Raw genomic sequence first — 19,102 nt, 5'->3', positions numbered from 1 at the left:
TTTTGAAGGAGGACTTACGGCATGAACAGACTCACAGAGCATGACAAACAAGTCATTATGGATATTTTTAACCACCTGCACGCCCATCCCGAAGTAAGCTGGAAAGAATATCAAACGACTGAATATCTGGCTGAAAAACTGAAAGCAGCCGGCTGCCGGACCCGTACGTTTGATGATTGTACCGGAGTTGTCGGCGAAATCGGAGAGGGCTCCCCCGTTGTGGCTGTCCGGGCGGATATTGACGCGCTGTGGCAGGAAGTGGACGGTGTTTTTCAGGCGAACCATTCATGCGGACATGATTCACATATGACGATGGCGCTCGGCACGATGATGCTTTTAAAGAGTCAGCCGACGCTTCCGAAGGGAACCATCCGCTTTATTTTTCAGCCGGCAGAAGAAAAAGGCGGCGGGGCGCTGAAAATGATTGAAAAAGGCGTGCTTGATGATGTTGACTACTTATACGGTGTGCACGTACGCCCCGTACAGGAAACGGCAAACGGCCGATGCGCCCCCTCCATTCTGCATGGCTCAAGCCAGCATATTGAAGGCCTGATTATCGGAGAAGAAGCCCACGGCGCGAGACCGCATCTCGGGCTTAACAGTATTGAAATCGCCGCCCTTCTCGTGCAGAAACTCAGCTTCATTCATCTCGATCCCGGCATTCCGCATTCGGTGAAGATGACAAAGCTTCAGGCAGGCGGAGAGAGTTCCAATGTCATCCCGGGAAAAGCCTCCTTCAGCCTTGATCTCCGCGCGCAAACCAATGCCGCCATGGAGAAATTAACCGCCGAAACCGAAAGAGCCTGCGAGGCGGCGGCTGCCGCATTCGGCGCAAAAATCGAACTGCAAAAAGAACACAGCCTCCCGGCAGCCGAGCGAAACAAAGAAGCGGAAGCCATCATGGCGTTTGCGATAAGCAGCATTCTCGGAGAAGAACATGTGGATGAGCCTCTCGTGACAACCGGAGGAGAGGATTTTCATTTCTACGGACTGAAGGTGCCGAACTTGAAAACGACGATGCTCGGCCTTGGGTGCGGGCTTCAGCCGGGGCTTCACCATCCTCATATGACATTTGATCGAAGCGCCATCTTTACAGGTGTTGAGATATTAACAGCCGCCGTCCTCGCATCGTTTGAAGCATAAAAAAAGCAGCCCGTTACAGGGCTGCTTTTCTTCGTTATTTCTTCAAATCTTCAATTGAATTGACGTTTTTCATATACTGAGGAACGACCAGACCCATCTTGACGCCTGTCAGACTCGTTCCCACATCTTCATATTTGCCTTTATATTTAGACGCATATGCTTTATGAGTGTTCGGAAGCCAAGCAGACAGTGACGCATCCGCGCTGCCTGTCGCAATCGCAGTCCACATCGGGCCTGCCTCCACTTGCGTCAGCTTCACGTCATAGCCGAGGTCTTGAAATACTTTTCCGACCACGTTCGTACTTGCGATTTCACTGTCCCACGCCACATAAGCCAGGTTGATTTTATCACCTTTTACTTTATGAGCGCCTTTTGTCCATTGAGCTACTTGATCTTTATGTTTTTTCACATATTCAGCAGCGGCTTTGGCCGGCTTTTCGCCTTCTTCAACGGCAATCATGACTTCTCCCATATCGTCCTGCGTCCAGTTGAACTGGCTGAGAACCTTGGCCGCGTTAGGCTGTTCCTTACTGAATCCGGTTCTTGTAATCGTATGAATCTGCTCGGCAGTTCCGTACGTTTTTTTCGGATCATCAAGGAACTTCAGCTTATATCTGGAGAACATCCAGTGCGGCGTCCAGCCCGTTACAATGATCGGCTTTTTCCGGTCATATGACTTTTTCAATGTCGCCGTCATGGCGGCGCTTGATGCTGTGACGACATTCCAGTCTTTCAATCCGTAATCGTTAACGGCCTCATCCGTCAGGGCCATGATTCCCGAGCCCGGATCAATGCCGATAATGGTTTTGTTCACCTGATCCGCAGCCGTTGCCTGACCATCAGTCTGCGAACCGCAGGCAGCCAAAGAAAGAGCCAGCGCAGCGGTAACGCCGACACCGATGATTTTCTTAAGCATCAGGCATTCCCCCTGCTCTTTTTCTTCACTTTAATGTTTTGCGTGATACGGTCGAGTGTAATCGCTACGATGACGATCGCGATACCCGCTTCCACTCCGACGCCGGTTTTCAATTGTGTCACGGCGCTGTATACTTCAGAACCGAGACCCGGCGCTCCGACCATGGCCGCGATAACGACCATTGACAAAGCAAGCATGATGCTTTGGTTAATACCGGCAAGAATGGTTTTGGTGGCAAGCGGAAGCTGAACCTTGAACAGACGCTGAGACGTCGTTGAACCGAATGCTTCCGTCGCTTCAATCAGATCAGCCGGAACTTGTTTAATACCGAGAACCGTCATGCGGATCGTCGGAGGCATCGCGAAAATAACAGATGCCACAACGCCTGGCACAACCCCGATATTAAAGAAGAAAATGGCAGGCAGCAGGTATACGAAAGCCGGCATGGTCTGCATTAAATCCAGAATCGGTGTGACAATGCGGCGGACCGTTTCTTTCTGAGACGCCCATATGCCGATCGGAACCCCGATAATAATGGAAATCAAAACAGATGTAACGACAAGCGCCAGCGTTTGCAGCATCGGCGACCAATAACCCAAATAATCAATAACAAGGAATCCGATTAACGTAAAGAGTGCAATTCCTCTCGTACTGATCCACCAAGCGAGAGCTGCAAAAATAACAGTCAATAAAATAGACGGGATGAAACCCAATCCGCTCACAATCGCGTTTACGAAAGCGGCCAAACCGTTTGAAATTCCGTCAAAGAAACCTCCGAACGTCATGGTAAGCCAGTCAACAAACCGGTCAACGATATCTGCTAACGGAATTCTAGGCAATCTGTCCATTTACTTCACCCCCTGAACAGAAGAATCCTGAGCTTGTTCAGCAGAATCTTCAACATTTATATAATCGTTATTACCTGAAAGCGCGCCGATTAATGCACCTTTTACGACAATGCCTTTCATGCGGTCCTTATCGTCCGTGACGGCGATCGGAATATTCGCATCAGACACGACATCGAAAATTTCCGTCAAGTAGGTGCTTTCGTGCACAGTCGTAAATTCAGTATTTAAAATATCCTGAAGCGATAAGTCGGATTCCACCGCTTTTTTCGCATCCGCCGCATGAATGACGCCGAGAAGCTGTTTCTGTTTATCAACGGCGTAAATAGAAGAAATACCCAAGTTCTTCATCAGCTGCAGCGCTACACGAGGCCCTTTGTCAATCCGCACAGTTTCAGCGCGCTTCATGATATGGCCCGCTGTCAGAACTTTTGATAAATCTACATCTTCAACGAATTTTTCAACGTATTCATTGGACGGGCTCATCAGAATTTCTTCAGGTGTCCCGATCTGAACGATATTTCCGTCTTTCATCAGCACGATTCTGTCGCCGATGCGCAATGCTTCATCAAGGTCATGCGTGATGAAGATGATCGTTTTGCCGACAGAGTCATGAAGGTCTAAAAGCTCATCCTGCATATCTTTACGGATCAGCGGATCAAGCGCACTGAAAGCTTCATCCATCAGAAGAATGTCAGGATCATTCGTTAATGCGCGGGCAAGGCCGACACGCTGCTGCATTCCTCCGCTGAGCTGATCGGGGAATTGGTGTTCAAAGCCTTCAAGACCGACAAGCTTAAGCGAATCAAGCGCTTTTTGCTCACGCTCTTTTTTGTCAACGCCTTGAAGCTCCAAACCGTATTCCGTATTTTCAAGAATCGTTCTGTGCGGAAACAGCGCAAATTTTTGAAAGACCATGCTGATTTTTTTCCGGCGCACTTCCCGGAGCTGGTCTTTTGACATATTTGTTATCATGTCACCATCAATATAGATATTCCCGGCAGTCGGTTCAATAAGCCGGTTTAACAGCCGAACTAAAGTTGATTTACCGCTCCCCGATAGACCCATGATGACAAATATCTCCCCATCATAAACATCAAAGTTTGCTTGATTGACACCAACGGTTGATCCGGTCGCTTTCAGGATCTCTTTTTTGTTTTTTCCGCTGGACAGCATCTGAATGGCTTTTTTTGTCTGTTTTCCGAAAACCTTAGATACATTTTCGACTTTTATCTTAATTGGTTTCTCATCTACACTCATATTTTCCCTCCATAATAAGCAATCCTTAATACCGTAACACGTTTGTAATAAGTCAAACAAACATCATAATCCCTGTTATTTTGTATCATTACTTTAAAAACATCCATGTGTCTGATTTTCCTCTGGTATGCTTCTAAATACTCTCTAATCCTCCTTAATGAGGATAAATTACAAAGGAAACCGGGCTTTTATCAGGCTTGAGAACGTTTCCATCGAATCTGATGCAAACTGATTTCCTATCCTTTTTTACAATTACAAGAATTTCTTTGCGACATTGTCCTAGTTAAAGGAGTTTCCTCATCCTAAAAATAAGGAATATTAAGGAAAAATATAGGTCTCCAAAAAAAAAGCACCCCAAAAGGGTGCTCATTGCGCAAGCTCAGTCTGTTTCGTTTCTTTACCGAGAATAAGAATGGTGATGACGGCAATCAGAATGGCCGCACAAAAGACGGCAAAAATAGCTGTAAACGAAACGTTCCGGGCTGCAAGAGATCCGACGAGAAGCGGGCCGAAAATACCGCCGATTCTGCCGACGGCCGCCGTTGTCCCGGAGCCGGTCGCACGGATCGCCGCAGGATACTGCTCCGGTGTATAGGCGTAAAGCACGCCCCACGCGCCGAGATTGAAGAAGGACAGCAGCATGCCGGCCGCCAATAACATACCCAATGAATCTGCGGCACCGAAGAAATAAGCGCTGCCCGCCGTTCCGAGCAAATAGATGACTAAGATGGTCTTCCGCCCCGCTTTTTCGATCAGCCATGCAGCGGAAAAATAGCCCGGAAGCTGAGCAAGTGTCATCAGCAGCACGTATTCAAAGCTCTCAATCATGCTGAAGCCTTTCATCAGCATCACGCTCGGCAGCCACAAAAACATGCCGTAATAGGAAAAGACGACGCAGAACCAAACGACAGACAGCAGCACCGTCGGCCGGATATACGGTTTCACCCAGACACTTCCCGCCTGGCCGCGTATACTTTTTTTCTGCGATAAAGCCTGATGCGCGGGTGATTCCGGAAGGCTTCTCCGCAAATACAGCGCATAAAACGCCGCCAGCGCCGTTAAGAGCAGCGCGGTCTGCCACCCGAATGCCGGTATGACAAAGTAAGAAATAACCGCCGCAAGAAGCCAGCCCGCCGCCCAAAAGCTCTCAAGCAGCACGATGATCCTCCCCCGCTTTTCAGGGGCGGACGCTTCTGACACGAGCGTCGAGGCGACAGGCAGCTCCCCGCCAAGCCCCATTCCGACCAGAAAACGCAATATGAGAAAAACCGTCAATCCCGTTGCGAAAGCGGATATGCCGCTTCCGACAGAAAAGAGCAACAGCGTGATCATAAACACTTTTTTCCGGCTGATCCTGTCAGCCAGCATTCCGAATACAAAGGCGCCCGCTGCCATACCGATGGAATTGACGCTTCCGATCCATTTCATTTGATCAGGCGTTAAATTCCAATCAGCGTGAAGCGCGGCGATAATAAACGATAAAATTCCGACATCCATTGCATCAAACAGCCAGCCCATTCCGGCGATGGCCAGAAGTTTGCGCGGAGTAACGGCAGGTTGTTTGTTCATAAGCAGCACCTCAAATCGAAAATGATTACCGTATAAGTTTACATCTGTCTTTACACATTGTCATTATCTTTTTCACAAAAAAATCCCGCTTGCCGTAAGCAAGCGGGGTGTGAGTTAGTTCTTTAAGACTGCGTTTTTAATATTATCCTGGAGCTGTTGAATCCGTTTCGCTCCGTCTTCTCTGATACGTCTGTTCTCTTCCTCGATCTGTTTTGTTTCCTGCATACCGCTGACAATCGTATTCCAAGACGTTTCGATCGTTTCAATGTCAATGCTCGGACGGCCTGCCATACGGGCGATCTCCACGCTTTGGTTTGAAATATTTTCAGCGTTGCGCTTCAGCATTTCATTCGTGCGTCGGTCCAGTTCGCTCATTGAATCAGCCACAAGCTTTTGGCGTTTGACGGTGACAGCCTGAATGATGCCGTTTTTGAAAATCGGAATCGTAATGACGAATGCGGAATTGATTTTCCCGATGAGCTTCGTGTTCCCGCGCTGAAGGAGGCGGATCTGCGGTGCCGTTTGCAGCGCCACCATCCGCGCCATATCTAAATCATACACACGTTCCTCAAGCGCTTGAAGCCCGTCGCGCAGCGTATCGAGCTGCATTTGCGCAAGCTGGTTCCCGCCGGCCGCTTTTTCTTCATAAGAAGGAATAAGCGCCTGCATTTCCTCAAGCTTCATCTGCCCGGCAACGACATATTTTTCAAGCTCCATGTAGTAGTTAATGTTGTTTTCGTACATCTCTTCAAGTGTATGGTTCGTCTTTGCCATTTCATCTTTGTATTTCGAAATTTCAACATGGATTTTTTCAATTTCTCCGCCCAGGGTGCGGTACTTCTGAAAAATCTTTTCAATCATGCTGTTGCCGCGTTTGAACATTTTAGCGAGGAATCCTTTTGGTTCATCGAAATCATTTTTGTCGAAACGGTCCATGATTTTCCCGAGTTGCGTCAGCATTGTGCCTGAATCTGTGACACTTGTTGTTTTCATCATATTTAAGATGCGGTCGGAAAACTTCGAGATCTCAACTGCCGGTTCTTTTCCGTACTCCAGCAGTTCCATTTGGTTTTTCACGTCAATCTGCTGCGCAATGCGCTGCACCTCAGGGTCTTGGCGCAGCTGCACTCTGATGTCATCTGCTTTTTGTTCAGAAATCTCTTCATTTTTATCAAGAACAAGCGGATTTTGATTTTCTGTCATGTTTATTTACTCTCCCTGCTTTTGCGTAATGGTTCTAAACAGCTTTCTTACGAGTGACGGCTCTTTATATTCCTGCCGAAACACCATGTCCTCCAGCCAATGGACATCGAATTGGCTTTCTTCTATATAATGCTCAATGTCTTGATGCCCCGGCGGATTATACAAGATGATATCAACGCCGAATTTATTTAAAAACAAAAGAGCGGCAGCATCAGAACGTGTGAGTTCGCCATTTTGTTCGGTATGATATAAAACGAGTTTCGGAACGGTTTGGGCGTAATCAAACGTCTGAATCAATTGCAGCAGCGAGGCGGGCAGGTTCGTCGCCTGGCGGAACAAATAGATAGCGGCATCCCTTGCCTGCTCCCCGGGCAAAGCCTTCAGTCCGGGGTTTCTGCACATGTCAGAAATCACATTGGCGATCGCGCTCTGCACACCTGAAGGCAGATGCTTGTACTGCCAGATGTTGCTCCTTTTCAGCCTGTCCGCGTCAATCGTTCCTTCTTCGTTCAAAACCTGACTGTAGTGATACTGGTAGTTGGCTTTCAGCTCTTCCGTAAACGGAAAACTGCGGATCATATGTGTCTCCTGGTAGTCCGCGGCGGTATGGAGTCTGTTCCAATATTCCTTCGTATCTTTGGAAACCCCCATCACCTTCGCAAAAAGGTTCGGAACGGCCACCCGCTCCCTGTCCGCTTTAAATTGCGGCCGGATAAACGCCCGCTCCTTCGCAATGAGAAATAACTCATCATACGTCGTTTTTAAGGTTACGGACTGCGGGGTGTGCTCCCGAAACTGCCAGGGCTTATACATCATGGATTCCTCATGGTTCAGCACATGCTCAATTTCTTTCGTTGACCGATAGGCCGTCGTGGACGTTCTGTCCGGCTTTTCTTTCGGAAAAGGCTGAAGGCCGCCTGTTGCGGGGAGCTTTATCACAAGACTGAGCTCCTCATCCGGATCAATCAAGCTGAACGGATCTTCCGCAGCCGGATGAAACAATAGGACATCACAGCCGATCAGCATAAGATAATAGAGAAAATAGAGCTGGCTTTTGGTCGCGTCTCCATACCACACCACCTTCGGCATCTCACGCTCTATATCGGCTTGTTCGAGCCATGGATTCAGGTGGTTCAGCGAAAACTTTGACACATCTAAGAGCACCCGCCTGAAATCGGGATGATTCAGCCCGTTTTCATGCCGGCCTGCAAAGGTTTCCAAAAGCCTCATAAACGCGGTTCTCAGCCGGCGGTGCATAAGCGGATCAGCATGTTTGGCAAGCAGCCTGCCCCCATCAAGAAACGCGACAAATCTGGAAACAGAAAGGCCTTTTTCCTTTTGATTGACCGAATGAATGTGCTGCAGCGCCTGAAACGTTTCCGGCGCGATGGTCTTATCCAGTGTCTCGCTCAACACATGAATGTTTTCATGAGAAGACAGCTCGAAAAGCTTATTGTAGTACTCCGTCTCATCATAAGGAGTGCCTAGAATCCGGACGGCTAGACGGGTAAACGCCAGCCCGTTTTCCCGCTCGTAACCGGGGCGTTCCGGAAGCGGCTGCATCAGAAACGTTTCCCAGTCATCGTTTTCCGGCTCGGCTTTTCGGATCACCAATTCTTCCTGCCTCATGATCTTCCTCCTTTCTCTTCATGATAATCGGTACAAAAAAGGAAGGAAATCAACTCTCCCTCCTTTTTTGGTTTTATTCTTCTTTAGATGCAGCCGTCTGCTCCTGAACCTGCTTTTGTTTGTTGAAATAGTGGATGATAAACGTCACCACAAACGCAGCGATGATGATTCCGAAGAACACCACGTGCGGCATTTCATAATCAAAAGCGCTCGCCGCCATTTTCACGGCGATAATCCCGATCAGCACGAAAGCTGTGTTTTCAAGCTCAGGGATTTTATCAATTAAAACAAGGAATACTTTTGCGACTGTACGCATCATGAGAATACCGAGCATACCGCCGATCAAAAGCACCCACACTTTTTCCGATACCGCAAACGCGGCCAAAATGCTGTCCACAGAGAAAGCAAGGTCCATCAGTTCCACTGAAACGACAGTGGCCCAGAAAATCCCGAACGTACGGACCATCCATGAATTTTTCTTCATGCCTTCCGTATCGTCATCACCTTCTCCGATCCAGAAATGCTTAATGACGAGCCAAGCCAGGTACAGCGCGCCAAGCACTTTGATCCACCAGAACTTAATGAGCAGCATTCCGATTCCGATAAAGATAAAACGGAAAATATATGCTCCGAACAATCCGTACGTTAATGCTTTCTTCCGCTGTTTTTCCGGCAGATGCCTTACCATAACCGCAAGCACTAACGCATTGTCGGCCGACAGCAGCCCTTCCAGCAGAACCAGAGAACCGATCAGCCCCCATGATACAGGGTCAGTCAGCACCTCACCCCACATTTTCCAATCAAAAAAGGAAGCGTAGGTCGACATAATATGATGTAGAAAATCCAAGTTTTTTCCTCCTATTTAGTAAAACGGTAATTTCCTGCTTACACCTGCAAGCCGTAATTCCGGCAAAGTGATGCCAGACCGCCGGAAAACCCGCTGCCGATGGCGTTAAATTTCCACTCAGCCCCATGGCGGTAAAGCTCACAAACGACAACCGCCGTTTCAATCGAGAAGTCTTCCCCTAAATCGAAACGAAGCAGTTCATTCTGGCTGTTTTCATCGACGACGCGCACGAACGCGTTGGAAACTTGTCCGAAATTTTGGCCGCGCGCTTCCGCATCATGAATCGTGACGGTAATACCGATCTTTTCAATATTTGCGGGTATTTTTGAGAAGTCGACGATAATTTGTTCATCGTCTCCCTCGCCCTCGCCCGTCCGGTTGTCTCCCGTATGGATGACGCCGCCGCTCGGGTGTTCCAGGTTATTGTAGAAAACAAAATCAAGATCATTTACACAGTTGTCATGGGCATCGACCAGAAAAGCCGACGCGTCAAGGTCAAAGTCATGCCCTCCGGAGTACTTGTTCGTATCCCAGCCTAAGCCGATCACCGCTTTTGTAAGGCCGGGGTTCGTTTTTGTCAGATCAACACGCTGTCCTTTCGCCAATTGAATAGCCATGTGCCGTCTCTCCCTTCTGTGTTTGATATGGTTCAGCCGATTTGCAGACCGTAATCTGTCGCAATACGGGCCAGTCCGCCTTGATAGCCTGATCCGATCGCGGAAAATTTCCATTCGCCGTTATGTCTGTAAAGCTCCCCTGCGATAATGGCTGTTTCAATTGAGAAATCTTCAGCCAGATCATAGCGGATCAGCTCTTCATTTGTTTCTTCATTGACAATGCGTACAAACGCGTTGGAAACTTGTCCGAAGTTTTGGCCGCGCGCTTCCGCTTCATGAATCGTGATGACAAATGAAATTTTATCAATAGCGGCAGGCACTGCGCTCAGGTTGACTCTTACGCTTTCGTCATCCCCCTCGCCCTGGCCTGTCAGGTTGTCGCCTGAATGTGCGACAGAGCCGTTTCCGCCTTCAAGCTGATTGTAGAAAATGAAATCATCGGGCGACGCGCATCTTCCTGCTTCATTTAATAGAAAGACGCTGGAATCTAAATCAAAATCATGTCCGCCGTCGTATTTGTTTGTATCCCAGCCAAGGCCGACAACGACTTTAGTAAGCCCCGGATTTGTTTTAGTCAAATCTACTTTTTGTCCTTTTGCCAATGAAATTGCCATGTGTGCACTCTCCTTTTTTTCGTTTAGGCGTATCGGTTAACGATATCGCCGATTTTCGTATCGTTTGTGCCTTCACCTACCGCAGCGAATTTCCACTCGCCGTCCTCGCGGTAGATTTCAGCCGCGATCAGGCTCGTTCTGCCTGAATAGTTATCTCTTAAATTGTAAGTCACCAGTTCTTCTCGGTTAGCCTGATCAACGACGCGGATGAACGCGTTTTGAATCATGCCGAAGTCCTGTTTTCGTCTGACGCAGTCGTAAATATTGACGACAAACACAAGTTTATTAATCTGAGCGGGCACTTTCGCCAAATCGATGAGAATTTGTTCATCATCGCCGTCGCCTTCTCCCGTCAGGTTGTCACCCGTGTGTACGACACCGCCGCATCGGCTTTTCAGATTGCCGAAATAGATGACGTTTTTACTGTCTGTCATTTTATCATTTTCAAGCATCAGTACGGAAGCGTCACAGTCGATATTAGCACCGCCTCCGCCGAACAGTTTTCCGAAAAAGCCTCCGGATGATACAGGGTCCCAGCCGAGTCCGACCAGCAGTTTTGACAGGCCGGCTTTTCCTTTTGTTAAATCAATCCGCTGGCCTTTTTGTAAAGAGATCGCCATATGATTCACTCCTATTCTGTAAGGGTGCCGCTAAGCACGCCGCAAGTGCGCATTTTCACAAAATGTCGGGACATGAATCCCGGTATTTATTAAGATATACGTCTTTTATTATATCAAAGTTTCATAAAACATAAGAATTTTTGACGAAAATCGGCGAAAAATCACTTCCTATATTCTCCTTCGTTCCGGAGAGAATAGAAAAAACAAAGAAATTGACGGGGACTGAACATTTTTCCTATCCTTGTATCAAAACATGTCAGGAAAGGGGCAGACGAGTGATTGATTTAAGCATACTTGATCAGGCGCCAGTATCCAAAGGAAAAGGGCCGCACGAGACGCTCCGCCATTCCGCGGAGCTCGCCCGCCTCAGCGAAGGATGGGGCTATAAGCGGTACTGGTTTGCCGAGCATCACGGCACAAGAGGGCTCGCAAGCGTTTCGCCGGAAATTATGATCGCTCATACCGCCGCAGCCACAACGACTATCCGGGTCGGCTCAGGCGGCGTTCTGCTGCCGCAGTACAGCCCCTATAAAGTCGCGGAAACATTCCGCCAGCTTGAGGCGCTCCATCCGAACCGGATTGATCTTGGGGTCGGACGCTCACCGGGCGGCACGACGAAAATCCGGCTCGCCCTCACAGACGGGGTAAAGAAAAGCATGACCGAGTTCAACAGGCAGCTTCAGGATTTGTCATCCTTTTTGACAGATTCCGTTCCCTCGGACCATGCTTATGCCGGAATAAAAACAGCGCCTTTGATTGAAACAGCCCCGCAGCTTTGGGTGCTCGGCCTCGGGGAAAACAGCGCCAGGCGCGCCGCTCTTCAGGGTGCGGGCTATGTCTTCGGCCATTTCATTAATCCGGAACGCGGGGAAAAAGCTTTTCAGATCTATCGGGACCATTTCCGGGCCTCCGCCCATTTCTCCGCTCCCGCCTCGCTCTGTGCCATTTTCGTCATATGCGCGGCTACGGATGAGAAAGCGGAAGAACTCGCGTTAAGCCAGGATTTATGGCTGCTTCGTGTCGGGAAAGGTGCCGACAGCCGCGTGCCGAGTGTGGAAGAAGCAAAGGCTTACCCGTATTCGCCGGAGGACCGTAAGCAGATTGAAGAAAACAGGAAGCGGATGGTGATCGGCTCTCCCGCCGCAGTCAAACGCCGTCTGCTTGAACTTTCCGAACGTTATCAGACAAAAGAGATGATGGTGCTGTGCAACGTCTTTGATTTCGAAGCAAAAAAAGAGTCATATGAACGTCTCGCTGATTTATTTCTGTAAAAAAAAGCCGCCAAACGGAGCAGCAGATGAGCCTGCTGCACCGCTTAACGGCGGTTTTTTCGTTCTTTTCCTTTTTTAAACGCATTCCAAATCCCCTGCAGCGTAAAGCCGAGCAGAAGCAGAATGATTAACAGTAAAGTGATTGACGGCCCCGGAGGCGTTCCGAGCTGGTATGAAGACGTCAGCCCCGTGAACACACTGAACAGAGATATGGCAATGGCTGCCGTAAACACCCATTTAAATCCTTTGGCGATACGGATCGCAAAAGCCGCGGGCAATACGAGGAGCGCGGAAACAAGCAGCACGCCGATAATCGGAATAATGACCGAAATCGCAAGCCCCGTCACGATGCTGAAAGACATTGACAGAAGATTGGTGTTAATGCCGGATGTCTTCGCCGTCGCTTCGTCAAAGGTAAGCAGATAGAGCGGTCTGTTTAAAATAATGAAATAAAGCAGGATCAGCAGGGTAATTCCGCCGATAATATAGACTTGCTGCTGGCTGACCGTCACAAGCGATCCAAATAAATATTGATCGATGCTCATCGACGCGCCGCCTTTTGACAGGCTGATCAGAAACATCGCAAACGACAGCCCGGCCGCCATTAAGATTGCGATGGATACCTCAGAATATGTACGGTATGCCCGCCGCATATATTCGATGCCGATGGCCCCGATCGTGACGACAACGATGCTCGCCGCCGTAATATTGGTACTGAGAAAAAAACCGATGGCGACGCCCGACAATGAAATATGAGACAGCGTATCCGCCATCAGCGCCTGTCTTCTCAGCACGAGATATACGCCTAATATCGGCGCCATAATTCCGATCATGCTTCCCGCTAGAAAAGCTCGTCGCATGAATTCCAAGTCAAACATTTCCATCCGCCTTTTTCCCCCCTCTCAAGCCGTATGACTTTATCCAAATACTGCTGTACTTCGTTTTGTTCGTGTGTCACCATGACGACGGTGCGGTTGTGATTTTTCACCTGATGGTGCATAAATTCGTAGAAGCCCTGTCTGCTTTCATAGTCAACCGCTGTTGTCGGCTCATCAAGCATCAGCAGATCCGGATTGCTCGCAAGCATTCTCGCAATGCAGATTTTCTGCTTCTGTCCGCCGGATAAGTCGCCGATTTTCCGATTGCGGAAATCCCACATCTCCACCATCTTCAGCGCGTTTTCTACTTCGTGATGATCCGTTTCGTTCAATCGTTTAAACCATTTTCCCTTCGTATAACGGCCGGATTGCACAAGCTCAAGAACCGTGCTCGGGAACCCCGCGTTAAATGAAGAAATCTGCTGCGGAACATAGCCGATTGTCAGGCGGTTTCCGGCTGCGTTTTTTTTACTGATCTCGGCCGTTCCTTCCCAAGGTCTGAGCATGCCGAGCATGACTTTCATGAGCGTCGATTTTGACGCGCCGTTCGGCCCTGTAATGCCGACGAATTCGCCGCTTTTGATTTCCAGCGACACGCCGTCAAGCACCGGTGTATGCGAATAACCAAAAACGATATCTTTTAATGTAACGAGATTCATGCTGACCTTCCTTTCCCGCATAGAAATAGTGTGCACCCTGCGGCGCACACTATGTTATTTAACCAATAGCGAATCTTTCAGTGCATCGAGGTTTTTCTCCATAATGTCGATATATCCGATGCCTTTATCCCGTTCTTTTTGGCTTAAACCTTCCAGTGTATTGAGCACTTCCGTTTTCGCGCCGATTTCACCGGCAAGTGTATCTGCAACTTTAGGCGATGCGACTTCTTCAAAGTAGATGATCTTCACATCATGCTGTTTGGCAAACGTTTTGAGATCTGCCAGTTTGGCCGCACTCGGCTCTTCTTCAGGAGAAAGGCCCGCAATCGCGACCTGTTTCAAGCCGTACTCTTTAGCGAGATAGCTGAACGCCGCATGCTGTGTGATCAATTCTTTTTTCGCCGCTTTATTTAATGTTGTACGGTATAGTTTATCAAGATCCTTCAGTTTTGCAATATATTCTTTACTATTTTTCTCATAGTATGCCTTATTCTTCGGGTCCTGTTTTACGATCTGCTCCGTAATGGTTTTGACCTCTTTTTGCGCAAGAACCGGGCTCAGCCAGACGTGAGGGTCCATGCTGTGGTCATGACCGCCGTGTTCATGCTCTTCTTCCTCTTCATCCGAGCCTTTGAGCAGGTCAATCCCTTTTGACGCCTTTACAAACTTCGCATGATCAGAGCTCATGCTTTTTTCCGCTGACGGAACCCATGTCTCCATATATTCGCTGTTGTATACGAAAAGATCGGCGTTTTGAATGCCGGCGATATCCTTCGGCGTCGGCTCCCAATCATGGGGTTCGACCGAAGACGGGATGAGAATGTCTACATCGCCTTTGTCTTTTACAATTTGTTTTGTGAATTCGTACATAGGATAAAAGGTCGTCACGACGTGCAGTTTGCCGTTTTTCGAAGAACCTGACGAACCTTTTGAAGATGAATTGCCGCAGCCCGCCGCGATTAAAAAGCATGCCGCAATGACGATGATTCCGCTCCATTTTTTAAACAAGCCGTTTCCCCCTGTTCTGCAAATCAGAATGATGACGATTTCCGAATCGTACTTTCTCGCTCATTTGTTACCTTTACCATAATAAAACGAAGTAATTACGTTTTGCAAGGTATTTTTTCTAAATTGATATCCGATTTACCTATAAAGCCCCCGTCAGGTAAGGACAGGGGGGGTCTGACTCTTAGCAGGCCAGCAGATAGACTCTTGTTTCATAAGGGCGGAATGTGATGCGGGATTCCGCGCCGCCGCCATTTTCATAGTTGCTGAGAAGAAGCTCGGCGCTTTCAGGTTTGGAGCCATCCGGCCAATAAAAAACGGCTTCTTCTTTCGATACGTTGCTGATGGAGATGAGTTTTTGTCCGTTTGCCTGTCTTTCATACACAAACAGCTGCGGGTCATCAGGAAGCAGCAGCGTGTAGCTGCCTTTTATGACATCAGCATACTGTTTTCGCAGGCGGATCAGTTTTTTGTAAAAGTTCAATACAGAATCGGGATCATCCTGAGCCTCGGCTGCATTGACGGTTTTGTAATTGGGATTGACTTTCAGCCACGGTTCTCCCTTTGTAAATCCGGCATTCTTGCTGCCGTCCCACTGCATCGGTGTACGGGCATGGTCACGGCTTTTCGCCATAATGGACGCCATGACTTCTTCTCTGTCACGGCCCATTTCAAATACCCTTTTGTGATACATATTGACGGTCTGAATATCCTGATAATCCTCAATTCTGTCAAACAGGGCGTTTGTCATGCCGAGTTCTTCTCCCTGATAAATGTACGGCGTGCCTTTCATGAAATAAAGCAGGGCGGCAAGCATTTTGGCTGATGCCTTTCGGTATTTGCCTTCGTCTCCGAAGCGGGATACGATCCGGGGCTGGTCATGATTGCACCAATACAGCGTATTCCAGCCCTGATGTTCAAGTGTTTTCTGCCAGTCTGTAAGCACTTTCTTCAAATCGGTCAGCTCAAGCGGCTTTACATCCCAATGCTCTTGGCCCGGCTTCTGGTCAAGCTCCATATGCTGAAAATGAAAAATCATATTCAGCTCATGCTCATCGGTTCCCGTATAATCGAGCCCCTCCTCAGGCGTCACTGATCCGGCCTCGCCGACCGACATTACGTCATATTTGGAAAATACCTCTTTCGTCATTTCTTTTAAATAATCATGTATCCGTGCTCCGTTTGGCCGGAAAGGCTTCGGATCGGCCCGGCGAGCGATATAATCTTCATACGGCGGCAAGTATTCTTTTTTGGACAGAAAATGGAGCTGGTCTATACGCAAGCCGTCCACGCCTTTATCGAGCCAGAATCTCATCATCTCGTACACGGATTGCCGCATTTCGGGATTTTCCCAATTCAGATCGGCTTGTTTGACGGCGTTCATATGCAGATAATATTCGCCCGTATGTTCTTCGTACTGCCAGACGGATTGTCCGTAAGCCGACACCCAATCGGTCGGCGGGCCGTCCGCGGTGCCCGGCCGCCAAATATAATAATCGCGGTATTTGCTGTCGGGATTCATTTCCGCCTCTTTGAACCAAGGATGCTCTGTGGATGTATGATTTAAGACGAAGTCCATCACAAGCTTTAATCCTCGGCTGCGGCATTCCCTCAATAGATCGTGAAAATCCTCCATCGTTCCGTATGATTCCATAATCGCTTGGTGATCTGTCACATCGTAGCCGTTGTCAACGTTTGGCGACGGGTAAATCGGGCAGATCCATATCACATCGGCGCCAAGCTCTTTTATATAATCGAGACGCGCGATAATTCCCCGCAAGTCGCCTATGCCGTCACCGTTCGTGTCTTGAAAGCTCCGCGGGTAGATTTGGTAGACAACGGCGTCTTTCCACCAGTCATTCGGCATCTTGGAGTCCTCCTGTTTTTTAGAGAACCATTTCCTTTATGATCCTTACCTAAACAAAAAAGAGAAGGTTTCCCCTCCTCTTTTATCTTTCCAGCTGAGACGGATAAAGCGTCATGCCTCCGTCGACGAAAAGTGTCGTTCCGGTCACGTAACTTGCTTCCTCCGACACCATCCATGCGGCGGCGGCTGCGACTTCTTCCGGTTTTCCGAAGGCGTTCATCGGAATTTTTTTCAGCTGGGCCTGTTTATGTGTTTCATCTTCCAGGTCCTTATTAGACTCCGTGGCGATCGTGCCGGGAGCGATGGCATTGACCCGGATGCCTTTGGATGCATAATTGAGCGCCATCGTTTCCGTCATCATTTTGATCCCGCCTTTGGATGCTGAGTACTGCACGTTTTCAGGGCGGGGTATTTGCTGATGGACGCTCGATATGTTTAAGACCGTTCCTTTTTTCCCGCGATCGAGCATATGTTTAAGGGCCGCTTTCGCCCCCAAAAAGGTGCCGGTCACGTTGACGTCGATGACCTTTTGCCAATCCTCCAGGCTCATTTCATGGGGCATCGCTTCGGCACCGTTAAAGCCGGAATTGTTGACCATCACGTCCACTCCGCCGAAATGCTCCTGTGCGGCATCAAACAGCGCCTGAATCTCATTCTCTGAGGATACATCGGCTTTTACGGTGACGGCTCTGCCTCCCGCTTTCTCAATCATGGCCGCTGTTTCATCTGCTCCGGCAGCATCACCGAGGTAGTTTACAACCACATTCATCCGCTCCTTGCCGAAGCGTTCGGCAATGGCTTTTCCGATTCCTTTCGAAGAACCTGTTACAATCGCCGTTTTTTCCTGTAAATCCTGATACATTGTCTCTTTTCCTCCCTGATGTTGATACAGGGCATGTACCCGGTTTTGATCGGCTGAAAACAGAAGGAATCATAAAAAGAACGATGAGACCGAAGCTCCACCGTTCATTTTCATTATGCGTAGTTGTTCATCTGCAGCCTTTTTTGCACGCCGACAAGCCGGCTGAAAAAATAAGATGCCGCTTTGTAGTTCCCCCGTTTATGAAAGAAATGGGCCGCATCCTGAAGCAGCTCCTCCGTGTCAGCCAACAGTTCCTTAGATTCCAGAATATCAAAATACTCTTTGAGCGAGTCCTGCCCGCCTTCCCCCTGATAAAGCTCTTTAATCAGACGGAATTTTGTCATATAGATCTCATCTTCCCACTCCGCCGCGCTTTTCATGCCCCGTGCGCAGCTGGCGGCGGCTTCACTGTATTTTTCCATTTTAAAGTATATATGTGTGAGTGAAAAAACAGCCTGAATGACCTGTTGGAAGCTGTGCGCTTCAAAGCCGGCAGCCGCACGTTCAAAGTCATCGGCCGCCTTGCAAAAGTCACCCAGACTGTACATACAGTGCCCGATATTATAATAGGCCGCAGCTATCATATATTGATCATCAAGCCGCTCCGCGTGCTCCAAGGCGCATTCGAGGTATTCCAGCGCTTTTTTATGCTGCTGGGCGTCCATCAAATTTCCGGCAATGATAAACTTGCACTGCACCCTTCTCATTCCGTATAATTCATATTTCTTGTAAATATCAAGCGCCTGTCCCGCGTAATTCATCGAAAAGAAAGTCTGCTTGATATGATAGTACACTTCAGAAATTTTATACAAAAACTCGGCTTTCTCTATGTCATCTTCCACATATTCAAGCTTTTCCTCAGCCCGTTTGTAATGAGAAATCGCTGAGATGAAGTTTTTCTGCTTAAATTCATACATTCCTCTGAAATAGTAAAAATAGTATTCCAGTAAACCGGTCAGCTTTTGCTGGTTCATCTCAATCTCAGTGAGCATTTCAGAGAACGGAGGCCGGCCGTCGCAGTCTTTCATGGGTTTTAATTTATCCAGCATGATGCGGTGCCGAAATTCCATCAATGAAAAATACAATAATAAGTCCTGGTTCTCTTCCATATCTTCGAGTTCATATTGAATCTCCCGCTTCAGCGCTTCAGCTTTATCGGCTTCAAACGCGCGGATCAGCTTATACCATTCATTCATCTTTACGGCTACTTCTTCAGATGGAATCTTGGATTTCATAGATTTGCCTCCTTCCTCCGGCTACTAATTATGTTATATTTTATCATAGCAAATTTATAACA

At 48.3% G+C, this 19,102-nt stretch carries 18 protein-coding genes; 2 read left to right on the top strand and 16 right to left on the bottom strand.

Annotation, left to right across the window (positions count from 1 at the left end; translation table 11 throughout):
* The first annotated feature begins 21 nt into the window (after window positions 1-21).
* Window positions 22-1,143 (top strand): M20 peptidase aminoacylase family protein, encoded by a 1,122-nt coding sequence (locus tag AADZ70_RS16525; RefSeq protein WP_342007338.1) that lies wholly within the window; start codon window positions 22-24, stop codon window positions 1,141-1,143.
* 34 nt (window positions 1,144-1,177) lie between these two features.
* On the opposite strand, the gene AADZ70_RS16520 is transcribed toward AADZ70_RS16525, so the two are convergent.
* The 10 genes from AADZ70_RS16520 to AADZ70_RS16475 form a co-directional block, all read right to left on the bottom strand.
* The gene (locus AADZ70_RS16520; protein ID WP_045926289.1) at window positions 1,178-2,059 is read right to left on the bottom strand and encodes a glycine betaine ABC transporter substrate-binding protein; all 882 of its coding nucleotides are present in this window, start codon (window positions 2,057-2,059) and stop codon (window positions 1,178-1,180) included.
* Window positions 2,059-2,907 (bottom strand): glycine/proline betaine ABC transporter permease subunit OpuAB, encoded by an 849-nt coding sequence (opuAB, locus tag AADZ70_RS16515; RefSeq protein ID WP_003156639.1) that lies wholly within the window; start codon window positions 2,905-2,907, stop codon window positions 2,059-2,061. Before opuAB ends, AADZ70_RS16520 begins: the two co-directional genes overlap by 1 nt.
* A complete protein-coding gene (gene opuAA, locus AADZ70_RS16510; protein WP_016936830.1) occupies window positions 2,908-4,164 on the bottom strand; it encodes a glycine/proline betaine ABC transporter ATP-binding protein OpuAA in 1,257 nt (418 codons plus the stop codon). It lies immediately after the preceding gene.
* A 366-nt stretch (window positions 4,165-4,530) separates the two neighbouring features.
* Complete coding sequence (locus tag AADZ70_RS16505) at window positions 4,531-5,733, bottom strand: MFS transporter (protein WP_342007337.1); 1,203 nt, start codon at window positions 5,731-5,733, stop codon at window positions 4,531-4,533.
* 114 nt (window positions 5,734-5,847) lie between these two features.
* Complete coding sequence (locus AADZ70_RS16500) at window positions 5,848-6,936, bottom strand: toxic anion resistance protein (protein WP_064777966.1); 1,089 nt, start codon at window positions 6,934-6,936, stop codon at window positions 5,848-5,850.
* Between the two features lie 6 nt (window positions 6,937-6,942).
* Window positions 6,943-8,565, bottom strand: coding sequence for a YceG family protein (locus AADZ70_RS16495; RefSeq protein ID WP_342007336.1), 1,623 nt, complete (start codon window positions 8,563-8,565; stop codon window positions 6,943-6,945).
* Between the two features lie 73 nt (window positions 8,566-8,638).
* A complete protein-coding gene (locus AADZ70_RS16490; protein ID WP_003156644.1) occupies window positions 8,639-9,412 on the bottom strand; it encodes a TerC family protein in 774 nt (257 codons plus the stop codon).
* 38 nt (window positions 9,413-9,450) lie between these two features.
* Window positions 9,451-10,029 (bottom strand): TerD family protein, encoded by a 579-nt coding sequence (locus tag AADZ70_RS16485; RefSeq protein WP_003156645.1) that lies wholly within the window; start codon window positions 10,027-10,029, stop codon window positions 9,451-9,453.
* A 32-nt stretch (window positions 10,030-10,061) separates the two neighbouring features.
* On the bottom strand, window positions 10,062-10,643 hold the full coding sequence (locus AADZ70_RS16480; RefSeq protein ID WP_016936834.1) for a TerD family protein: 582 nt from the start codon (window positions 10,641-10,643) through the stop codon (window positions 10,062-10,064).
* Between the two features lie 23 nt (window positions 10,644-10,666).
* Window positions 10,667-11,263 carry a TerD family protein gene (locus AADZ70_RS16475; protein ID WP_003156649.1) on the bottom strand — a complete coding sequence of 199 codons (597 nt, stop codon included), beginning with the start codon at window positions 11,261-11,263 and terminating at the stop codon, window positions 10,667-10,669.
* A 275-nt stretch (window positions 11,264-11,538) separates the two neighbouring features.
* Here AADZ70_RS16475 and AADZ70_RS16470 point away from each other — a divergent pair, with 275 nt between their 5' ends.
* Window positions 11,539-12,534 (top strand): LLM class flavin-dependent oxidoreductase, encoded by a 996-nt coding sequence (locus AADZ70_RS16470; protein ID WP_045926292.1) that lies wholly within the window; start codon window positions 11,539-11,541, stop codon window positions 12,532-12,534.
* 44 nt (window positions 12,535-12,578) lie between these two features.
* Here the strand turns inward: AADZ70_RS16470 and AADZ70_RS16465 are convergent, their stop codons facing one another.
* From AADZ70_RS16465 to AADZ70_RS16440, 6 genes are all read right to left on the bottom strand, one after another.
* Entirely contained in the window at window positions 12,579-13,418 is an 840-nt protein-coding gene (locus AADZ70_RS16465; RefSeq protein WP_016936837.1) for a metal ABC transporter permease, read from the bottom strand.
* On the bottom strand, window positions 13,376-14,071 hold the full coding sequence (locus AADZ70_RS16460; RefSeq protein WP_045926293.1) for a metal ABC transporter ATP-binding protein: 696 nt from the start codon (window positions 14,069-14,071) through the stop codon (window positions 13,376-13,378). The genes AADZ70_RS16465 and AADZ70_RS16460 overlap by 43 nt, the downstream gene beginning before the upstream one ends.
* 54 nt (window positions 14,072-14,125) lie before the next feature.
* Window positions 14,126-15,079 (bottom strand): metal ABC transporter substrate-binding protein, encoded by a 954-nt coding sequence (locus tag AADZ70_RS16455; protein ID WP_064777970.1) that lies wholly within the window; start codon window positions 15,077-15,079, stop codon window positions 14,126-14,128.
* 181 nt (window positions 15,080-15,260) lie between these two features.
* Window positions 15,261-16,943 carry an alpha-glucosidase gene (locus AADZ70_RS16450; protein ID WP_342007335.1) on the bottom strand — a complete coding sequence of 561 codons (1,683 nt, stop codon included), beginning with the start codon at window positions 16,941-16,943 and terminating at the stop codon, window positions 15,261-15,263.
* An 82-nt stretch (window positions 16,944-17,025) separates the two neighbouring features.
* A complete protein-coding gene (locus tag AADZ70_RS16445) occupies window positions 17,026-17,805 on the bottom strand; it encodes a glucose 1-dehydrogenase (RefSeq protein WP_188154723.1) in 780 nt (259 codons plus the stop codon).
* A 113-nt stretch (window positions 17,806-17,918) separates the two neighbouring features.
* On the bottom strand, window positions 17,919-19,040 hold the full coding sequence (locus AADZ70_RS16440; protein WP_016936844.1) for a tetratricopeptide repeat protein: 1,122 nt from the start codon (window positions 19,038-19,040) through the stop codon (window positions 17,919-17,921).
* Between the last annotated feature and the right edge of the window lie 62 nt (window positions 19,041-19,102).

The organism is Bacillus sp. YBsi01 (genome assembly GCF_038406745.1).
Classification (GTDB): Bacteria; Bacillota; Bacilli; order Bacillales; family Bacillaceae; genus Bacillus; species Bacillus siamensis.
The sequence above is the reverse complement of the archived record's forward strand: the minus strand, read 5'-3'. Positions and strand labels throughout refer to the sequence as shown.